Source organism: Polyangium sorediatum (genome assembly GCF_029946465.1).
In the GTDB taxonomy this organism is placed as follows: Bacteria; Myxococcota_A; Polyangia; order Polyangiales; family Polyangiaceae; genus Polyangium; species Polyangium fumosum.
In genome coordinates this window covers 185675-203977 of the sequence record NZ_JARZHI010000016.1, presented here as the reverse complement: position 1 = coordinate 203977, position 18303 = coordinate 185675, and the positions used below count along the sequence as shown (strand labels likewise).

Below are 18303 nucleotides of genomic sequence, written 5' to 3'. Positions count from 1 at the left end.
CGCAGGCGTCTGCGCGGTGCTTGCTGTCGAAGCCCGTTGGCGCGCGGTGGCAGGCCCGGATGCGCGTGCTCGCGGCGCCTGCCACGGGGGCGGGGCGGCGTCCAGACGGGGGTGGGCGAGGTGTTACAGGCAAACCGACAAGTTCTTGCTTCCTCGCCTTGCCATTGATGTTCCTTGCCCCCCGTTCGTCTCAATCCTCGCCGTCAACTTACAAGGCAGGCATACCCATGCGGAATCTGACCCTCGGTGACCTACGACTCTCGCTCCGTGATCTCCTGGATACGCGCGTCGACGAATTGCGCCTTTCGAAAACCGGCAAGCTCTACGAGCCGCGTCTCCGCAAGAAGCAAAAAGAAATCGAGGACATCCCCGATCCCGCATGGAGGCAAGCGCCCCTCGCCGTCGAGCTCGCGTCCACCGACGAGCTGCACGACGGATTCGGCTCCGCCATCCATTACATCTGTCTCGCCGTCGAGGCGCACCCCTCGCTCCCCCCCGCGAAGAAGAATGCTGCCCAGCGCATTCGCGAGACCTTCGTCCCCCAGCTCGGCGTCCTCCGCCGTCCTTTGGGCCCATGACTTCGTCGCCGCGGGCGACTCCATCGATACCCTCCTCCGCGAGCGGGCCAAACTCCTCGCAGGCGCGGAAAATGCCTCCGTCACGGCCCCGCTCCGCGGCGCGACCGTCGGCCTCCTCGGCCGCTTTCGCGACGCGCTCCGCGACGAGCTCGAGGAGGAGGGCTCTCCCCTGTCCGCCGGCCACGAGGCATCGATCTTCTCCTATATCGACAAGCTGAGCGCCGATCGCGCGCGCGCCGCGTCGCAAAGCCCGGCCCCGTCCGAGGACGTGCCGCTCTCCGCCCAGCCTTGACAACCCCCCCGGATCGGATCTAGGCGCCCGCCCCTCAACCCTTCGTCGGCTTCGAGGACTTCGCGGGCGCCTTCGCCGCAGGCTTCGCCGGCGCCTTCGCCGCAGGCTTCGCGGGCTCGTCCTCCTCCTCGTCGTCGCCTTCGTCCTCGTCCTCGTCGTCGCCCTCGTCCTCTTCGTCGTCCCCGTCCTCGTCCTCGACGTCCTCGGCGAACCGCGCCGCGCGCGTCTCCTCGTCCTCACCGAAGAGCGACGGCCCGCCCTCCGCGCCGTGCTCCGCGACGAACAGGTCGGCGATCTCCAGCAGCGCCGCGATCTTCTCCTCGCGCACCGGCCCGTAGATCGTCAGCGCCAGGGCCTTGTCCTCCACGCGCACCCACACCTCGCCCGACTCGCACAGAAGCTCGCGCAGCGGGCGCGTCAGCCACTTGCCGATCGCCTTCGCCAGCGACGTCGATCCCTCGACGAGGTACACATCCATGAACTCCGGGTGCTTGCGGAACTGGATGCCCGTGTTCGGCGCGGGTTTGCCGTCGACGAACGGCAGCGGACGCGCGGTGAACGCAGGGCCCGCTTCCTCCATCGCCACGATCACCGTCTGGTGATCGCTGCTGCCCGCGACGTCTCCCAGGACGAACCGCGCGTAGGCCACCTTCGGCACGAGCTCGTAATCGCCGAGCAGCTTCCCGCCGCCCGCGAGCTCCGCCACCCGCCCGAGCGGGGTCGCGAGGCCCGCGATGCGCTTCGGGCGCGTGTCCTTCGCTTTCTTCTTTTTCGTGCCCGCCGCCTTCGCCCGGGCCTTGCCCCCGGCCCGCCGCGCGCCGAACGCGTCACGCCACGCTTCGATTGCCGAAAGTGCTCGCTTGTCGACCTGCCCCGTGAGCACGAAAATGAGCCCCGCGGCGATCGGCGCGACGATCCACAGCCACCACATGGCGGCGGAGCCTAGTCCGTCTTCGGGATTTTTCCCACAGGATCGAGGCGCCTCGATCCCATCCGGGGGAGATGAAACGAAGCGCCGTTTCCGTTACCGTAGACCCCAAGCTCGATGCCGCAGTCCTCGCTCTACTGGCTCACCATCATCGCCCTCGGCCTCTGCGTGATGCTCTCGCTGCTCCGGCGACAAACCGCCGCGCGCCTGAAGACCGCGCAGCGCCAGCTCCTCGACGAACGCAAGGATCGCGAGCGCGCGACGAGCGAGCTCGTCCACCTGAAGTCCCAGCGCGCCGCCGCCGAGAAGGAGGCCGAAGCCGCACAAAAAGAAGCCGAGGCCGCGAAGAAGGAGGCCGAGGCCGCGAAGAAGGAGGCCGAGGCCGCCGCGGAGGCGCAGCGGAAGCTCGAAGCGATCGAGGCCGACGTCGCGCGGCTCGAGCGCGAGCGGGACGACGCGCGCGCCGCCGGAAAAGCCGCGCAGGCGGCGCAGGAAGAAGCGAACCGCGCGCTCGATACGAAGGCCATCGAGAACGACGTCGCGCAAAGGACCATCGCCGAGCTCGCCCGCGCCGCCGAGGAAGGGCGCAGCGCCGCCGCCGCGAGCCAGCAGAAGATCGCGGACGTGGAGCGGCAAAAGAAGGCCGCCGAGGACGAGCGCGCCGCCGCGAAGAAGCAACTCGCGGAGAGCGAGGCGAAGCTCCGCGAGCGGGATGCGGCGCTCGCGCGCGAGGTCGCATCCGCGAAGGAGAACAAGGAGAAGGCGGCGGCCCTGGAAGCCGAACTCGGAAAAGCCCGGGAAGAGGCCGCGAAGACGCCCCCGCCCGTGGCGGCCGCTGCGACGAGCGGCGGCGGGGATTTCCTCGCGGCGCTCGACGCCGATCCCTACCTGAACCGCGGTCACAAGGAGACGATCCGCATGACCTACAACCAGTTCACCGCGAAGAAACGATCTTCGTGAACCACGTGGTAAGGGTCTCCGCGTGACGAGCGTCCTCCCCAGCCTCCTCGGCGTCATTCACCTCCCGCCCCTGCCCGGCAGCCCTCGATCCACCGGGGATCTCGGCCCCGCCGAAGAGCGCGCCTTTCGCGAGGCGGAGCTGCTCGTGGCCGCGGGCTACGACGGCATCGTCATCGAGAACTTCGGCGACGCGCCCTTTTTCCCTGGCCCCGTCCCGCCGATCACGATCGCGTGCATGACCACCTGCGCGCGCGCCGCGCGCGAGGGCAGCAAAGGACTCTTCCTCGGCGTGAACATCCTTCGCAACGACGCCGACGCCGCGCTCGCCGTGGCCGTCGCCACGCACGCCGACATGATCCGCGTCAACGTGCACACCGGCGCGCGCGTCACCGATCAAGGCCTCGTGCAAGGCGCCGCGCACCAGACGCTGCGCACGCGCCGCGCGCTCGCCGCCGATCGCGTGCGCATCTTCTGCGACGTCGACGTCAAGCACTCCGCGCCCCTCGCGCCGCGGCCCATCGAGGAAGAAGCGCACGACCTCGCCGAGCGCGGCCTCGCCGACGCGCTGCTCGTCACGGGCAGCGGCACGGGGCGCGCCGCCTCCGAGGCCGATCTCGACACGGTTCTGCGCGCCGTCTCCGTCCCCGTCTACGTCGCGAGCGGCGTCACGATCGACAACCTCGCCGCGGTCCGAAAAGCCCACGGCATCATCGTCGGCTCCGCGCTCCGCGCAGGCGGCCGCGCCGGCGCTCCGATCGATCACGACCTCGCCGCCCGCTTCGCCGAAGCGTTCCGCGCCTCGCGTCGATGACCCTCCGGCCTCCGCGCCGCCCGTTCCTCGTCGCCGTCACGCTCCTCGCGCTCGCGCTCCGGCTCGTGTGGAACCTCGTCGTCCACCCGCCCGAAGAGCACCTCTACTCCGACATGGCGGGCTACTTCGAGCGCTCCACCGCGCTGCTCGACGCCCCGCTCCGCAAAGAGCCCTCCGCCGTCCTCTTCCCCTACGGCACCCACGTCCTCCTCGCGCTCGTCCGCGCCGTGTTTGGCCGGGAAAACCAGGCCGCGCCGGCCGTCGTCTACGCGCTGCTCGGCGCCTCGCTCGTGCCGCTCGTCTCGCTCCTCTGCGAGCGGATCGTCCGCGGCCGGATCGCGCCGCGGATCGCCGCGCTCCTCGCTTGTTTTTATTATCCGTGGATCTCGCTCGGCGGATACTTCCTGAGCGAGCTGCCCTTCACGGTGTGCGTCACCGCCGCCGCGCTCTTTTCGCTCCGCCTCGCGGATACGGGGCGCGCGCGGGAGGCCTTTCTCTTCGGCACGGCCGTCGCGCTCGGCGCCACGTTCCGCCCGCAGATCCTGCTCTCGCTCCCCTTGGTTTTCCTCGTGTGGCTCGCGCGCCGCCGCGCCCTCCCGCGCATCCGCCTCGCGCACTTCGCGCGCGCGCTCGTGCCCGTCCTCCTCGTGCTCGCCGTCTCCGCCGCGCGGTTTCACCACCACATGGGGCGCGTCGGCCTCATCTCCGCGAACGGCCCTCTCAATTACGCCTTCGGCCGCTGCCACGCCGTCGACATCGAGGCGCGCACGCGCGGCTACGTCTCCTCGTTCGGGCCTCCGCCGATGGGCTACCTCGCCTATCGCGACAAGAAATACCCCGATGCGTTCGTCCGGCTCGATGCCGCGCTCGGCCCAAAGCTCACCGTCCAGGGCACGATGTGGAATGCGGACCCGTTTTACGCGCTCGCGCGCAAGTGCGTCGCGACGACCGGGCTCGTCCGCCAGGCGCGTTACGCGCTCAGCCACGTCATAATGTTGTGGGGTTACAATATCGTCTGGCCCGACTCCGGCACGGACACGTATCGCCGCCCCATGCGGCGCGCGATCGATCTGCACAACGTGCTGCTCCTGCCGCCGATGCTCGTCGCCTTCGCCGCCTCGTTCCGGCGCCACCTCGCGCGGCATGCGCTGCTCTCCGCGCACCTCCTCGCGCTCGTGCTGGTCGCGATGCTTTACTTTGGAGACGTACGGTATCGCGTACCCTACGATGGCATCGTGATCGCCCTCGCATTCGATGGCATCACCCGTGGGCTCGGATGGGTCCGCAGCATGCTGCCGCGGAAGGTCCGGGTTTGACGGCGCCGCCGACTCCGTGCGTCTCGACCGATGCAATCTTCACGCGGGGCCGCACCTTGGTGTACCGTGCCCGACGTGCGACGATCCGGACCCGAATTCGGGCCGCGAAGGAGCCGTATCCACGGCGTCCCGCTGGCCCTCCTCGCCGCGGCGCTCTGTGCCTCCCCGTCTCTCGCGGCAGCGCAAACCGAGCCCACCGCCGAACCAAAGCCCCCCGCGTCCGAAGGCGCGCCGCCGCTGGCCGATGCGCCGCCCGCGCCGCCGCCGGGCGAGGCGAGCAAGCCGGCAGATCCGCCCCCCGCGAACAACGGCCAAGCACCAAAGCGCCCCGATGCGGGCGACGTGAAGCCGGCCGAGCCCAAGGCGGAGGCGCCCCCTGCGGCCGAGGCCCCGAAAGCCGATCCCCCGCCGCCGGAGTCCGGGTTTTTCCTGGGCACGTACGGCCGCGTCGGAGCGGCCACCGATTTCCGAAAGCGCGCCGGCCGGGACGCCGACATCGTCGCGCGTGGCTCGCGCCTCGATGAATCGCCGTACGTCGAGATCGACGTCCAGCGCCAGGATTACTGGAAAGCCACGGGCACGACCACGCGGGCCGTGATCACGCTCGGCACGTCCGCGCCGCTGTTCCATTACAATGCGGATTTCAATGTCCGCATGGCCGTCCGGAACCTGTTCCTCCAGGCGAACAACGTCGTGACGAAGGGCCTCTCGGCCTGGGTCGGCTCGCGCATGTACCGCGGCGACGACTCGTACCTGCTCGATTTCTGGCCCCTCGACAACTTGAACACGGTCGGCGGCGGCTTGCGCTACGACTTCCCCAATGGCCGCACCTTCGTCGCCTGGCACGCCGGCCTGAACCAGCCGAACACGGGATTTTTCCGTCAAACCGTGGCGCGCACGCCGGCCTTGAACCAGGTCGGCGCGACCAACGTAAATATCCTCGACCGGCAGAAGTTCATCACGAGCCTGAAGGCGAGCCACATCGTCAAGGTCGGGCAGACGGGCGGCGTGAAGGCGGTCGTCTACGGCGAGCTCCACGACATCCCCTCGGGCCAGCGCGAGACCGAGGTGAAGGGCACGTACGATACGTTGCCGGCCGATTTCGGGTACGTGATCGGCGCGCAAGTCGGCGCGTTCACGGGGCGCGACGCTTCCCACGTGAATCTGTTCCTCCGGTATGCGGGCGGCGCCGCGGCGTACGGCGAGTTCGGCACGCCGTTCCAGCTCGCGCCGGACCGCACCTCGGCGGGCGCGCGTGAGCTCTGGATCACGCTCAGCGGCAACTGGGAGACGGGGCCGCTCGGGCTCATGGCGGCCGCGTATTTCCGGAGCTTCCGCGACGCGAGCCCGGCCCTCGATTTCAACGACGTCGACGAGGGCATCCTCATGGCCCGGCCCCATTTCTTCCTCACGGAGTGGGGCGGCATCGCGACGGAGCTCTCCTACCAGGCGCAGCAGCGCGGCGTGCGGTCCCAGCCCCAGGCGGAGCCGGGCCAGCCCATTCCGGCGCCCTCCGCCGATCCGGTCATGGGCGGCCTCTTCCGCATCGGCCTCGTGCCTTTCCTGAATCCTGCGGGCAAGGGCAGCTACAGCCGCCCGCAGCTCCGGCTGATTTACCTCCTCACGCACCGCGACGAGGGGGCGCGCTCGATGTACCCGAAGGACGACGTCTTCAGCATCCGGCAATGGGAGCATTTCTTCGGCGTCGGGGTCGAGTGGTGGTTCAACGCGCAGACGACCTACGGTGGATGACATGAAAGCGAATCGAAGGAGCCTCATGAATCGAGCGCGTTCATCGGCCGTGGTCCTCGGCCTCGTCGTCTCCGGTGTCACACAGGCCGGCTGCATGGAGTTCGAGGATCCGCCGGAGGTCGAGCTCAAGACGAACGTCGTCGACTGGCGCGAGGAGATCATCTACCAGATCCTCATCGATCGTTTCGCCGACGGCGACTGGGGAAACAACTTCTCCATCTACCCGTCGGCGCCCGGCAAGTGGCACGGCGGCGATTGGAAAGGGGTCGAGCAGCGGCTCGATTACCTCGACGAGCTCGGCGTCACGACGCTGTGGATCTCGCCCGTCGTGAAGAACGTCTACACGGACGCCGGATTCGACGCGTACCACGGCTACTGGGCGCAGGACCTCACCCAGCCCGCCCCGCAATTTGGTGACCTCGCGGCGCTCCAGAGCCTCGTGAAGGCGGCGCATGCCCGCAACATCAAGGTCATCCTCGACATCGTCACGAACCACATGGGGCAGCTCTTCTTCTACGACATCAACGGCAATGGGCAGGCGGACGACCCGCTCAACCAATCCGTGCCCGGCACGCCGGACGTCTTCAAGGAGAACGAGTACGACCCGACCTACGACGTCCGCGGCGTGCAGGCGGAGACGTCCCTCGGGGAATCGGGCCTCGCGCCGGTCATCTTCGCGCACGACCCGGCGTCGAACCACATGCCGCCGTTCCCGGAGATCCTGCAAAACCCGCTCGCCTACAACCGCAAGGGCCGCACGTACAATTTCGACGACCCGGATCAGCTCCTGCGCGGCGACTTCCCGGGCGGCTTGAAGGACGTCAACACGGAGCTCTGCCCGATCCGCGACGCGATGGTCGACGCCTACACGCGCTGGATCGAGCTCACGGACATCGACGGCTTCCGCATCGACACGGTCAAGCACGTCGAGAATGGCTTCTGGCGGCATTTCACCCAGAAGGTCCGGCAGCGCCTCGCGGCGAAGGGCAAGACGAACTTCTTCATGTTCGGCGAGGCCTTCGACGGCCGGGATCAGCTCGTCGGTTCGTTCACGAAAAACGGAAACGACGCCCCGCCGCCGGCCGACGAGCTGGCGAAGGACAACCAGTGCGTGACGGACGGCGTCCCGCTGACGGCGGACATGCTCGACAGCGTGTTTTACTTCCCGCAGCAGTTCCAGGTCATCCGCGACGTGTTCCGTTACCGCGGGCCGACCTCGAACATCCAGAAGCTCTGGACCGAGCGGACCGTCAATTACGGCGTGACGCCGGCCCAGGGCGGCGCGGTGAACGCGGCGGGCCAGGGCATCTCCCCGCAGAAGCTGCTCGTGAACTTCCTCGACAACCACGACGTGCCCCGCTTCCTCTTCACGGGCGCAGGCATGTACCCCGAGGATCCGATCTTCGGCACGCCGCTCGCGCTCGAGACGCGCCGGAAGATGCTGCACAACGCGCTGCTCTTCCTCTTCACGGAGGAGGGCATTCCCTGCGTCTATTACGGCACCGAGCAGGACTTCCAGGGCGGCAACGACCCCGGCAATCGCGAGGACCTCTGGACGTCGGGCTACGAGAGGGGAGCGCCCACGTTCCAGTGGATTCGCCGCCTCTCGGAGCTGCGGCGCAAGTACCCCGCCTTGAACAAGGGGGACCTCCAGATCCTCTGGGCGAGCGATCGGACGGGCCCGAATGACTCCGACGCGAACGTCTTCGCGTTCGAGCGCACGGGCGGCGACGCGGGCGACTCCTATGCGATCGTCGTGATCAACGCGAACATCGAGAAGGAAGGCGCGCCCGAGTTCGGCGGCCAGCCCATGCAGGTCGGCGCCGCGCCCGGCACGGTGCTCGTCGACGTCCTCAATGACGGCGGACAAACCTACACCGTCACGAACGACGGCCGCCTCTCGGTCAAGCTGCCGCCTTCGAGCGGCGCCGTCCTCGTCCCCGAATCCCAGCGCTAGCCCCGGAGCTTCCCGATGGCGTCGGTCACGGTCACGGCCCTCAAGAAGAAGTTCGGACAAACCGAGGTGCTCAAGGGCGTGGACGTCCGCGTGCCCGAGGGCCATTTCGCCGTCCTCGTCGGCCCGAGCGGGTGCGGGAAATCGACGCTCCTGCGCCTGCTCGCCGGGCTCGAAGAGGCCGACACCGGCAAGATCGAGCTCGGCGATCGTGACGTGACGCGGCTCGAACCCCGCGACCGGAACATCGCGATGGTGTTTCAATCGTACGCGCTCTATCCGCACCTCACCGTGCGGGAAAACCTCGCGTTCGGGCTGAAGCTCCGCAAGACCGACGCGGCGGAGATCGAAAAGCAGGTCAAGCGCGCCTCCGACATGCTCGGGCTCGGGGCGCTGCTCGATCGATTGCCGAAGCAGCTCTCGGGCGGGCAGCGGCAACGTGTCGCCATGGGGCGCGCGATCGTCCGCAAGGCGGATCTCTATCTGTACGACGAGCCGCTCTCGAACCTCGACGCAGCCCTCCGCGCGCAGGTCCGCGTCGACATCCGGAAGCTGCACGACGAGCTCGGCGCGACGAGCGTCTACGTCACGCACGACCAGGTCGAGGCGATGACGCTGGCCGACGTGATCTTCGTGCTGAACAAGGGCCAGGTCGAGCAATCCGGCGCGCCATTGGAAATCTTCGACAAACCGGCGACGAAGTTCGTGGCGGCCTTCCTCGGCAGCCCCGCGATGAATTTCGTCGACGGGACGCTCGAACGCGCGGGGTCAGCCTGGGTGTTTCGCGCGCAAAACCTCGTCGTGCCGGTCGACGAGGCCACGTTCGCGGGCGGGCTCGAACCGGGGCGAAAGGTCACGCTCGGCGTGCGGCCGCACGAGGTCGCGCTCGCCGAGGGCGGCGGGGAGACGACGAAGCTCGTGGTCTCGGTCGTCGAGGCGCTCGGCCCGGAGACGTATGCGCACGGCGAGATCGCGGGCGCGCCGTTCATTGCCCGCGTCGAGGCCCGCCGGAGCATCAAAAAAGGCGAGACGCTCCCCATCGTGTTCCGCTCGATCCACCTGTTCGACGCGGCGACGGGGACGTCGCTCCGCGCGAGGTGAACGCTTGAAATCGACGCAGCGGCGACGCTTCCCCGCCTTCGGGGTGTTTTTTGCGCTCTTCGTGGTCGTCTTTTTCTCGCCCGCGGCCCAGGCCGAGCCGATCCGGCTCTGGCACGCGCAGCGCGGCGACGAGCAAAAAGCGCTCGAAGAGATCGTCGCGCGCTTCCGGGGCGAACGCGTGGAGCTGCTCGCGCTGCCCTCGGACGCCTTCAAATCGAAGGTCTCCGCCGCCGTGCAGTTCGGCGAAGGGCCGGACCTCTTCCTCGACGCGCACGACAAGCTCGGCGATTACGACGGCCGCAAGGTCGTCGCGCCCGTCGGCGACGCGCTCGACCGCGACGCGTTCGCCGGCCCCACGCTCGCCGCCGTCTCGCTCCACGGCGAGCCTTATGGCGTCCCGATCACGCAGAAGAGCGTCGCTCTTTACGTGAACACGGACCTCGTCAAGGACCTCCCGGCCGACCTCGAATCGATCGCCGCGCTCGGAAAAACCCTCCCGGCCGGGGTCGTTCCCCTCGCGTACAACTCGCAGTCGACGTATTACCACGCCGGGTTCGTCCACGCGTTCGGCGGGCTCATGCTGACGCCGGGGGATCAATTCGGGTTCGTGGGGCCCGCCGCGGAAAAATCGCTCGATTTCGTCCTCGATCTGCGCGCCCAGAAGGTCGTCGCCGAGGACACCGACGTCTCGGTCGTCACGAACCTCTTTCGCTCCGGCAAGGCCGCGTTCGCCATCGACGGCCCGTGGCTCGCGACGAGCCTCGCGGACGCGCCCTCGCTCCATTACCGCGTGGCCCCGCTGCCGCTCGTTCGCGCCGCTGGAAAGCCGCTCCTGCCTTATCTCGGCGTCGAGGCCGTCATGCTCACGCCAAAAGGCGCGACGCGCCCCGAGGTCCGCGCGCTCGCGCGCCTGCTCGCGAGCCCCGAGGCGACGAGGATCCGCCTCGAACGAGCGCGCACCTTGCCCGCCCGCATCGACGTCCCCTTGCCGCCGGAAGACGCATTCCTCGCCGCCTTCGCCGAGCAAGCCAAGTCCACGGTTGCGATGCCCTCGTCGCTCGCGATGAATGCCGTGTGGGAGCCTTCGGACCGCGCCATTCGCAAGGTCCTCCGCCGCGACGCGCTCCCCTCCCCTGCGCTCTCCGAGGCCAAGCGTCGATTCGACGATGTGCGCCGCCCGTCGCCCCCGCCCGCCTCGCGCACGCCCGGGCTCGTCGTCTTCGGCGCGTTGCTCTTGCTCGGCGCCCTCTCGCTCGTCCGGCGCGCGAAGGACCCGGAATTCCGAAAACACGTGAAGCGCTCGTTGCCCGCGTATGCGTACGTCACGCATGCCGTGATCGCGGTCGGCGTGCTCGTGGTCTTGCCGCTCGTGCTCGGCGCGCTCACGTCGTTGCTCGGCGGATCGATCCAGAACCTCAAAGAGGTCGGCTGGCACAATTACGTCGGCCTCGAGAACTTCGTCCAGATCCTCACGGCGCGCGGCGGGTCGCTCCTCTCGACGGGCTCGTTTTACGTGGTCCTCTTGGTCACCGTCCTCTGGACCGTGATCAATGTGTTTTTCCACGTCGCGATCGGCGTCGCGCTCGCGCTCCTGCTCTCCCGACCGCTGCTGCGGCTGCGCGCGCTCTACCGCGTGCTCCTGATCATCCCCTGGGCCGTGCCGAGCTACGTGACCGCGCTCGCGTGGAAAGGCATGTTCCACCGGCAATTCGGGGCCGTGACGGGGCTCGTCCACGCCCTCAACGATACCTTCGGCACGAGCCTCGAACCGATCTCCTGGTTCGCCCGCTTCTCCACCGCATTCGCGGCGAACGTGGCGACGAACGTCTGGCTCGGCTTTCCCTTCATGATGGTCGTGACGATCGGCGCGCTCACGGCGGTGCCCGACGACGTGCTCGAAGCGGCGAAGGTCGACGGCGCGAGCCGCTGGCAAAGGCTCTGGCTCGTCACGCTGCCGATGATCCGGCCGAGCCTCCTGCCCGCCGTGACCATGGGCGCGGTCTGGACGTTCAACATGTTCAACGTCGTCTTCCTCGTCTCCGGCGGCGAGCCCGACGGGACGACGGAGATCCTCGTCACCGAGGCCTATCGCTGGGCCTTCACCCGCAATGCGCAATACGGATATGCCGCCGCATACGCGGTGCTGATCTTCCTCTTGCTCTTCGGTCGGACGCGGATCTCCGATTGGTTCGCGGAGCGACGCGAGGCGCGCGAAAAAGCGGCCTCGGCGGCGGCGATCGCGAAGACGGCGGGAGGTGCGGCGTGAACAAAAAGCCCTCGCTCCTCGAATCGGCCGCGTGCCACGTGATCCTCGTGATCGCGGTGGCGTTCGCGCTCTATCCGGTCCTCTGGGTCGTCGCGCTCGCGTTCTCGGGCACGCAAACGCCCTCGCCCCGCGTGATCCCCGTCCCGGAGGCGCCGACGCTCGCGCACCTCTCGGCCGTCGTCGGCGCGTCGCGCAAGGTCGACGGGGCCGAGGTCTGGCTCTTCGGCCGCCAGCTCGCGAATTCGCTCGTCGTCTCGCTCTCGACGGCGCTCGTCGGCGTGCTCATCGCCATTCCGACGGCGTACGCGCTCGCGCGGTTCCGCTTCGCCGGCAAGGAGTCCGGCATGCGAGCGCTGCTCGCCACGCAGATGTTCCCGGCCGTGGCGAGCGCGATCCCGCTCTACATGATCCTGAATTACCTCGGCCTCCTGAACTCGCGCACGGGGCTCGTCGTCTGTTATGCCTCGACGAGCGTCCCCTTCTCGATCTTCCAGCTCCGCGCGGCGTTCGAGGCGATCCCGGTCGACCTCGAAGAGGCCGCGATGGTCGACGGCGCCACGCGGTTCTCCGCCTTCGTCCGCGTCGTGCTCCCCGCCGCCCGCCCCGCGATCGCCGTGACCGCGCTCTTCGCGTTCATGGGCGCCTACAACGAGTTCATCCTCGCGGCGACCTTGCTCGACAAAGAAGAGATGTTCACGCTGCCCGTGATGCTCCAGCGGTTCATCGGCGAATACGACGCGCAATGGGAGAAGTTCGCCGCGGGCGCGCTCGTCGTGTCGCTGCCCGTGATGGCGCTCTTTTATGTGGCGCAGCGACACCTCGTCGCAGGCCTGACGGCGGGGGGCGTGAAGGGGTGACGGGGCGTATCACGGCCTCGGGCAAAGGTAGCTGACGCCCGCACCCACGAGCCCATCGCCCACGAGATCGATCTCCGGCACGTACGAGCATTTCCTCCCGGCCTCGTCGGTCAGGATGCTGGCGCGCCATTCGAGCAGGTGTTCCACCTGCGCCTGCGTGATCGGGCCCGTGCCCGTGACGTGCTCGGAGACCTTGACGGTCGCCGCGCCCTGGCAGGAGAGCAGGGCCGTGACCGCGAGATCGGGCTCGACCTTTTGCCCCGCGTCGCGGCCCGCGACGATCGGGCGCACCGTGCCCCGAATGCTCGCGCTGTACCAGCAGCCGTTCTCCAGGGGAAACGTGAAAAGCTCGTCGTAAGCCCATACCGACGAAACGCTGGGTCCGTTCGGCGGTTGTGGAGCCTCGGCCCCTCCGTCGGGCCCGTCTCGCTGCGCCAGGAGCGAGACCGTATCCGCGAGTGCCACACCGGAGAGCGGGAGAAGTGCAAATGCCGCGAGTCGACCGAACCCCGTGCCTTTCGACCTGACCATAGCCCTCCAAGGGACCTGCCGAGGGAGCGCGTTTTGCGCGCCCCAGGCAAACAGGCCCCTCGCCGCGGAGCGATTGCCAGGATGATGCCAACGGACGCCCGGCGGGCGCCGTCGTCAGGGCTTGCGGGCACTTGCTGCAAATGGCGTCAAGCGGGGAGAATCAGAAAATCCAGACCGGCCGCGCGGCGGTGATCGGCTGCGCGCCGGCCTTCGTGCCGATGAGGCGGTGATCCGGATCGAGCGTGACGGTCGCGACGGCCTCGGAGAACGGGATCTGCATCGTGGCCGTCGCGTCCTGGGGCGCGAGGCCAAAATCGACGCCGACGCGCGCGGTCTCCGTGGCGCCCTTGATCTCGACCTCGACGACGCAGGGGAAGAGTTTTCCGTTCGGGTTTTGTTGCGTGACCGTGATCGTCGCCTGGCCGTCGAGCTGCGTCGCCGAGACGGCAAACGTCGGCCAGACCGGCGCGCCCTTGCCGAAGACCCACGCGTCGAAATAGGCGTCGAGGTCCTGCCCGGACGCCGCTTCGAGCGCTTCCTTCAGCTCCGTCACGCTACGTCCGCCCGATTTCGAGAGGAAATCCGCGATGCCCGCGAGGACGGCGTCCCTGCCGATGAGCGGTTCGAGCTGGAGATAAAGCACCATCGGCCCGGGGCCATACACGTCCCCGTAGAAGTCCTGCACCTCGGGCGCGGGCTCGTCCGTCGGGCGAGGCCAATGCTTGGAGAGCGGCGAGACGCCGTCCCAGTAGGCGCGCGTCGCCGCGGCCTCGCCCTCGGGGCGCGCGAGGTCCTCGAAGACGTAGCCGAGGTATTCGGCCGTCGCCTCCTTCCAGACGAAATCGGCCGCGGACGCGAGGGTCGTGTGATCGCCGGCCCATTGGTGGACGATCTCGTGCATGAGCACGTGCATCATCGCGTCGGCATAATCGGTCTGCAATTTGTCGAGCTGCTGGTGCAGGATGATGTTCGCCGGGTGCTCGAAGCCGAGCCACGCCGTCGGCCCGCCCGCGATGCGCAGCTCCTTGCCATACGGGAACGGCCCGAGCAGCGCGGTGATCCAGTCCATGAACGCGCCGACGCTCGCCTTGTCGAGCGACGCGGCGAGGGTGCCGAGCGGGACCTCGTAAAACACGAGATCGACGCCCGCGAAGCTGCCGTACGGCGCGCGCTCCCAGAGCGGATCGGCGGCGATCGCGAACGCCGAGTACGTCGGCGCATTCGTGACGTCGCACGTGGTCTTCGTGTCCCCCGCCGTGAGCGTCCCCGGGCAAAGCACGACCGTGCCCGCGGGATGCGTGACCTCGAAATGGAAATCGCTCATGCGCGAGGGATCGTCGTCGCAGGGGCCGAATCGATCACAGCCGCCGACCCACGAGAGCAGATACGAAAAGTCGCCGCCCGCGAGGTCCTTTTTGCGCGAGAACCCGACGTCGAGGCCCCAGTACGTATCGTTCGAAACCGTCGTGCGCGCCCCGACCGTGAGCGTGGGGCCCGCGGGCACCCCCGGGCCGCACGTCTTCAGCGCATTGTTCGCAAAATCGGCCGAGGCCGCGGGCCCCTCGTTCCACGTGACGTCCGTGAGCGAGGATGCTTCGCACGATACGCTGTAGCAATCTCCGCCAGGCTCCGCGACGTCGAGCGCGAGCTTGGACTGCGCCTCGGCCGTGACGAGGTCGAACGTGTAGTCGTACCGGACGACGTTCGCCGTGATGTCCCCCGTCGGCCCCATGCCGCCCATCCCGCCCGCGCCGCCCGCGCCGCCCGCGCCGCCGGTCCCGCCCTCGCCACACCCCGCGACGCCGCAGTTCGAAGCGGGGTCGTCACTGCAACCTGCGGCGAGCAAAACAAGGGCCGTGAGGCCAACGAAGAGCGTTCGGGGGGTATGGCGGAAGGAGCGGGAAGGGAAGCGCATGGGGGCATCGTACAGGAAAATGCCCTCCCGAGAAGATGCGCGCGCGGGGGCAAAAGATGCTTCCGCTTCGGGCACGGGATCCATTACGCTCGCCGCGATGCCCTACAAAAGCCTCTCTGCACCCCGTCGCGTCGAGTCCCTCGACGCGGACGTCCGCGGCGCGGCCGCGGTCGACAATCCAGGCCTCGTGGCCATGGTCTCCGCCGCGCCCGCGCGCCTCGCCGTCGTGCCGATCGGCAGCGGTACGAACAAGACGGTGAACCTCTCGTTCGGCCAGGGCGACGAGGTGGCGATGCTGTCGCGCGACGTGGCCCTCGTGCGCAGCGAAAACGAGGTGTGGGCGGTGCTCGACATCCACCACCGCGCCAAGCTCGAGCGCGTCGCGGGCGACGTACGCTCGCTGCGCGGTCGCCCCTCGGGAGAACACGCGCTCGCGCTCACCTGGGACGGCAACGCCATCCAGCTCTCGGTCTCGGGCAACGAGGTCGAAGCGCGGCCCTTCGCGCTGCGTGGAAACGTGAAGGTCGCGGACGTCGGCGCCGTGGACACGACGGTCGTCGTGGAGGTCCCCGGCGGTCTCGAGCTGCGCATGCACCCCGGCCCGACGCCGGAGCCCGGCGCCAACGGGCGCGTGGGCCTGCCCGCCGAGGCGAAAAAGTTCGACCGCCTGAGCAGCGGCGCGGCCCTGCACGTGCTCTACAAAAAAGGCGACAGCGCCGCGTGTATCGTGACCCAGCGCGGCGGCCGGCTCGCCACGAAGATGGTCGACATCGGCGTCCCGATCACGTGCGCCGCGGTGAGCGAGACGAGCCTCGTCGTGGGCTTCGCCGACGGGCGCGCGGCGCTCTTCGACGGCGCGACGCTCGACGCCGCGGGCGGCGGGCCGATGACCCCGACACACGCGCTTTCCCTCGGCGCGCGCGGCGAGCCGACGACGATGCTCATCACGAACAAGGGCTCGGCCTGGGTATGGGTCGGGACGAGCGGCGGTGAGGTCGTGCGCGTGTCGCTTCCGCGGAAGTAATCGTTCCGGGCGCCCGCGCGTCCGTCGCGGCGCATCTCGTTTCTTCCCCCATCCCATTCTCGTCTCCCCCGACACCGCGATCCATCCCTGATCGCGTGTTTCCTTCAGGAACCCCCCGCTCCCGGGGGAAAGTCTCTGCATGACGCGGACATGCGCCGCTGCCCGGACGACCCGGGCCGACGGCGACCGACCGCCCAAAAAACCTCGCGTCGAATTCCATGGTTTTCTCCGCGATCTCGGCTCGCCCGGTTTTGCAGAGACTTGCAAAGCTACAGGTCTGGAACACATTACGGCCCGACCGGCGGGGCCATGAAAGGACGCAACGTCCGCGACGCTGATTCGGCAGCGGGCGCAGGGGCTTCGTGCGTGCGACGCCGCGCGCCCTCGGGGGGGCGTGGGCCATACCTACCTTTCTTCATTTGATTGGAAGGCACCATGTCGAAGCAGGAGGCAGCGAACATCGTTTCGGTGGGGGACGTCCTCGCCGGGAAGTACCGCGTGGAGAAGGTGCTCGGGATGGGCGGAATGGGCGTCGTCGTCGCCGCCACGCACCTCGACCTGCGCGAGGTCCGCGCCGTGAAGCTCATGCGCCCCGAGGCGGCGAGCGATCAGTCCGTCGAGCGATTCCTGCGCGAGGCGCGCGCCGTCGTCCGCCTGCGCAGCGAGCACGTCGCCGAGGTGTACGACGTCGGCCGCCTCGACTCCGGCGCGCCCTACATCGTGATGGAGATGCTCGAAGGACAGGACCTCGCCGTGATGCAAAAGCGCCGCGGCGCTTTCCCCATCGAGGAGGCCGTCCTGTACGTCTCGCAAGCCTGCCACGCGCTCGCCGAGGCCCACGCCGCCGGGATCGTCCACCGCGATTTGAAGCCCGGCAATCTCTTCCTCACGCGCCGCGCGGACGGATCCCCCTGCATCAAGGTCCTCGATTTTGGGATTTCCAAGCATACGAGGCCCGAGAACGACGACCCGGAGATGACCGGCGCGCGCGACCTCATGGGCTCCCCACTTTACATGGCGCCCGAGCAAATGCGCTCGGCGAGCAAGGTTTGCACGCGGGCCGATGTGTGGGCCCTCGGCGCCATTCTCTATAAATTGCTCACGGGGCGCGCGCCGTTCCAGGCGGCCACGGTCCCCGAGATCTTCGCCGCTGTCCTGGCCAAGCCCGTCAAGCTGCCCTCCGCCATCCGCCCCGACGTGCCGCGCGGCCTCGATAACGTCGTGCTTCGTTGCCTCGACAAACAGCCGACCCGCCGGTATGCCTCCGCGATGGATCTGCTCGCCGCGCTCCGGCCGTTCGGCCCCTGGGACGTGACGCGGGAGGAGGACGAGGACGCGACCCGTCTTTTTGCCCCCGCGCGCCGCAGCAGCATTCCGCCCGGCCGGCTGCGGCTGGTCACGCCGCGAGAAACACTCGAATCGGTGCCCACGATACCGACGTCGCCCTCGAAGCCCCCGCCGGAGACACCACGCATGCCGAGCCGTCCTCCGCTCATGTTGGTCGAGGAGCAGGCGCCCGCGCCCGAGATGGCCGAAAAAGACGAGCGAAGCATGGGGCCCTGGGAGGGGTCCCCAGCCAAACCCACCTCGCGGCCGGCGCGGCTCGTGCTCGTCGCGGGCCTGACCGCTCTCTCGGCGCTCGCCGGCGCGGGGGCCGCGGCGATCGGCGTGCAATGGCCCGGCCTCATGGGCATGCCGCAACGAACCCAGGAGTCGCGGGCCCTCGGCGTGCATGTGCCCTTCACGACCACGCGGGAAGCGCTCCCGATGCCCGCGGCGCAGCCGCCCGCGCCCACGGCCGCGGTGACGCCTGCGACGAACGAATTGGATATCGAGATCACGCCTACGGAGGCCGTCGCCCCGACCGCCTCCGCCTCCGCCTCCGCCTCCGCCGGCGCGGGCCGCGCGCCCCTGCGAAAGGCCGCCACCCCGACGTCCACGGCGGCGAGCCCTGCCAAACCCACGCAGCCGGCGCACAGAGGTTACGACCCCTTCACGGGGCGCCATTGATACGGGGA

15 protein-coding genes are annotated in these 18303 nt (G+C 68.9%); 12 read left to right on the top strand and 3 right to left on the bottom strand.

Features of this window, described 5'->3' with window-relative positions:
- The first annotated feature begins 227 nt into the window (after positions 1–227).
- Both QHF89_RS20240 and QHF89_RS20235 read left to right on the top strand, forming a co-directional pair.
- On the top strand, positions 228–578 hold the full coding sequence (locus tag QHF89_RS20240) for a hypothetical protein (protein ID WP_136966330.1): 351 nt from the start codon (positions 228–230) through the stop codon (positions 576–578).
- Complete coding sequence (locus QHF89_RS20235; protein WP_136966331.1) at positions 508–870, top strand: hypothetical protein; 363 nt, start codon at positions 508–510, stop codon at positions 868–870. The genes QHF89_RS20240 and QHF89_RS20235 overlap by 71 nt, the downstream gene beginning before the upstream one ends.
- Before the next feature lie 34 nt (positions 871–904).
- On the opposite strand, the gene QHF89_RS20230 is transcribed toward QHF89_RS20235, so the two are convergent.
- Positions 905–1801: a hypothetical protein gene (locus QHF89_RS20230; protein ID WP_136966332.1), complete on the bottom strand. Its 897-nt coding sequence runs from the start codon at positions 1799–1801 to the stop codon at positions 905–907.
- Positions 1802–1915: 114 nt separating this feature from the next.
- Between QHF89_RS20230 and QHF89_RS20225 the strand changes: the two genes are divergently transcribed.
- From QHF89_RS20225 to QHF89_RS20190, 8 genes are all read left to right on the top strand, one after another.
- Complete coding sequence (locus tag QHF89_RS20225) at positions 1916–2758, top strand: coiled-coil domain-containing protein (protein WP_136966333.1); 843 nt, start codon at positions 1916–1918, stop codon at positions 2756–2758.
- A gap of 22 nt (positions 2759–2780) precedes the next feature.
- Positions 2781–3569, top strand: a complete 789-nt coding sequence (locus QHF89_RS20220; protein WP_136966334.1) for a BtpA/SgcQ family protein — start codon at positions 2781–2783, stop codon at positions 3567–3569.
- A complete protein-coding gene (locus QHF89_RS20215; RefSeq protein WP_136966335.1) occupies positions 3566–4885 on the top strand; it encodes an ArnT family glycosyltransferase in 1320 nt (439 codons plus the stop codon). The genes QHF89_RS20220 and QHF89_RS20215 overlap by 4 nt, the downstream gene beginning before the upstream one ends.
- Before the next feature lie 75 nt (positions 4886–4960).
- Complete coding sequence (locus QHF89_RS20210; RefSeq protein WP_136966336.1) at positions 4961–6637, top strand: carbohydrate porin; 1677 nt, start codon at positions 4961–4963, stop codon at positions 6635–6637.
- A 25-nt stretch (positions 6638–6662) separates the two neighbouring features.
- The gene (locus tag QHF89_RS20205) at positions 6663–8594 is read left to right on the top strand and encodes an alpha-amylase family glycosyl hydrolase (protein WP_284720717.1); all 1932 of its coding nucleotides are present in this window, start codon (positions 6663–6665) and stop codon (positions 8592–8594) included.
- A gap of 15 nt (positions 8595–8609) precedes the next feature.
- Positions 8610–9692, top strand: a complete 1083-nt coding sequence (locus QHF89_RS20200) for an ABC transporter ATP-binding protein (protein WP_136966338.1) — start codon at positions 8610–8612, stop codon at positions 9690–9692.
- Between the two features lie 4 nt (positions 9693–9696).
- Positions 9697–11958, top strand: a complete 2262-nt coding sequence (locus QHF89_RS20195) for an extracellular solute-binding protein (protein WP_284720716.1) — start codon at positions 9697–9699, stop codon at positions 11956–11958.
- Positions 11955–12815: a sugar ABC transporter permease gene (locus tag QHF89_RS20190; protein ID WP_136932859.1), complete on the top strand. Its 861-nt coding sequence runs from the start codon at positions 11955–11957 to the stop codon at positions 12813–12815. The genes QHF89_RS20195 and QHF89_RS20190 overlap by 4 nt, the downstream gene beginning before the upstream one ends.
- Before the next feature lie 9 nt (positions 12816–12824).
- Here the strand turns inward: QHF89_RS20190 and QHF89_RS20185 are convergent, their stop codons facing one another.
- Together QHF89_RS20185 and QHF89_RS20180 are read right to left on the bottom strand one after the other, a co-directional pair.
- On the bottom strand, positions 12825–13346 hold the full coding sequence (locus tag QHF89_RS20185) for a hypothetical protein (protein ID WP_136966339.1): 522 nt from the start codon (positions 13344–13346) through the stop codon (positions 12825–12827).
- A gap of 160 nt (positions 13347–13506) precedes the next feature.
- Positions 13507–15261, bottom strand: coding sequence for a M1 family metallopeptidase (locus QHF89_RS20180; protein WP_136966340.1), 1755 nt, complete (start codon positions 15259–15261; stop codon positions 13507–13509).
- A gap of 97 nt (positions 15262–15358) precedes the next feature.
- On the opposite strand from QHF89_RS20180, the gene QHF89_RS20175 reads away from it, so the two are divergent.
- Both QHF89_RS20175 and QHF89_RS20170 read left to right on the top strand, forming a co-directional pair.
- A complete protein-coding gene (locus QHF89_RS20175; RefSeq protein WP_136936266.1) occupies positions 15359–16285 on the top strand; it encodes a hypothetical protein in 927 nt (308 codons plus the stop codon).
- 435 nt (positions 16286–16720) lie between these two features.
- On the top strand, positions 16721–18295 hold the full coding sequence (locus QHF89_RS20170; RefSeq protein WP_136966341.1) for a serine/threonine-protein kinase: 1575 nt from the start codon (positions 16721–16723) through the stop codon (positions 18293–18295).
- Positions 18296–18303 lie beyond the last annotated feature (8 nt).

What these genes read in the sequence shown, in the direction of transcription:
- QHF89_RS20240 (WP_136966330.1), top strand. Translation starts at nt 228, where the DNA reads ATGCGGAATCTGACCCTCGGTGACCTACGACTCTCGCTCCGTGATCTC.
- QHF89_RS20235 (WP_136966331.1), top strand. Translation starts at nt 508, where the DNA reads ATGCTGCCCAGCGCATTCGCGAGACCTTCGTCCCCCAGCTCGGCGTCC.
- QHF89_RS20230 (WP_136966332.1), bottom strand. Translation starts at nt 1,801, where the DNA reads ATGTGGTGGCTGTGGATCGTCGCGCCGATCGCCGCGGGGCTCATTTTC.
- QHF89_RS20225 (WP_136966333.1), top strand. Translation starts at nt 1,916, where the DNA reads ATGCCGCAGTCCTCGCTCTACTGGCTCACCATCATCGCCCTCGGCCTC.
- QHF89_RS20215 (WP_136966335.1), top strand. Translation starts at nt 3,566, where the DNA reads ATGACCCTCCGGCCTCCGCGCCGCCCGTTCCTCGTCGCCGTCACGCTC.
- QHF89_RS20205 (WP_284720717.1), top strand. Translation starts at nt 6,663, where the DNA reads ATGAATCGAGCGCGTTCATCGGCCGTGGTCCTCGGCCTCGTCGTCTCC.
- QHF89_RS20200 (WP_136966338.1), top strand. Translation starts at nt 8,610, where the DNA reads ATGGCGTCGGTCACGGTCACGGCCCTCAAGAAGAAGTTCGGACAAACC.
- QHF89_RS20185 (WP_136966339.1), bottom strand. Translation starts at nt 13,346, where the DNA reads ATGGTCAGGTCGAAAGGCACGGGGTTCGGTCGACTCGCGGCATTTGCA.
- QHF89_RS20180 (WP_136966340.1), bottom strand. Translation starts at nt 15,261, where the DNA reads ATGCGCTTCCCTTCCCGCTCCTTCCGCCATACCCCCCGAACGCTCTTC.
- QHF89_RS20175 (WP_136936266.1), top strand. Translation starts at nt 15,359, where the DNA reads ATGCCCTACAAAAGCCTCTCTGCACCCCGTCGCGTCGAGTCCCTCGAC.
- QHF89_RS20170 (WP_136966341.1), top strand. Translation starts at nt 16,721, where the DNA reads ATGTCGAAGCAGGAGGCAGCGAACATCGTTTCGGTGGGGGACGTCCTC.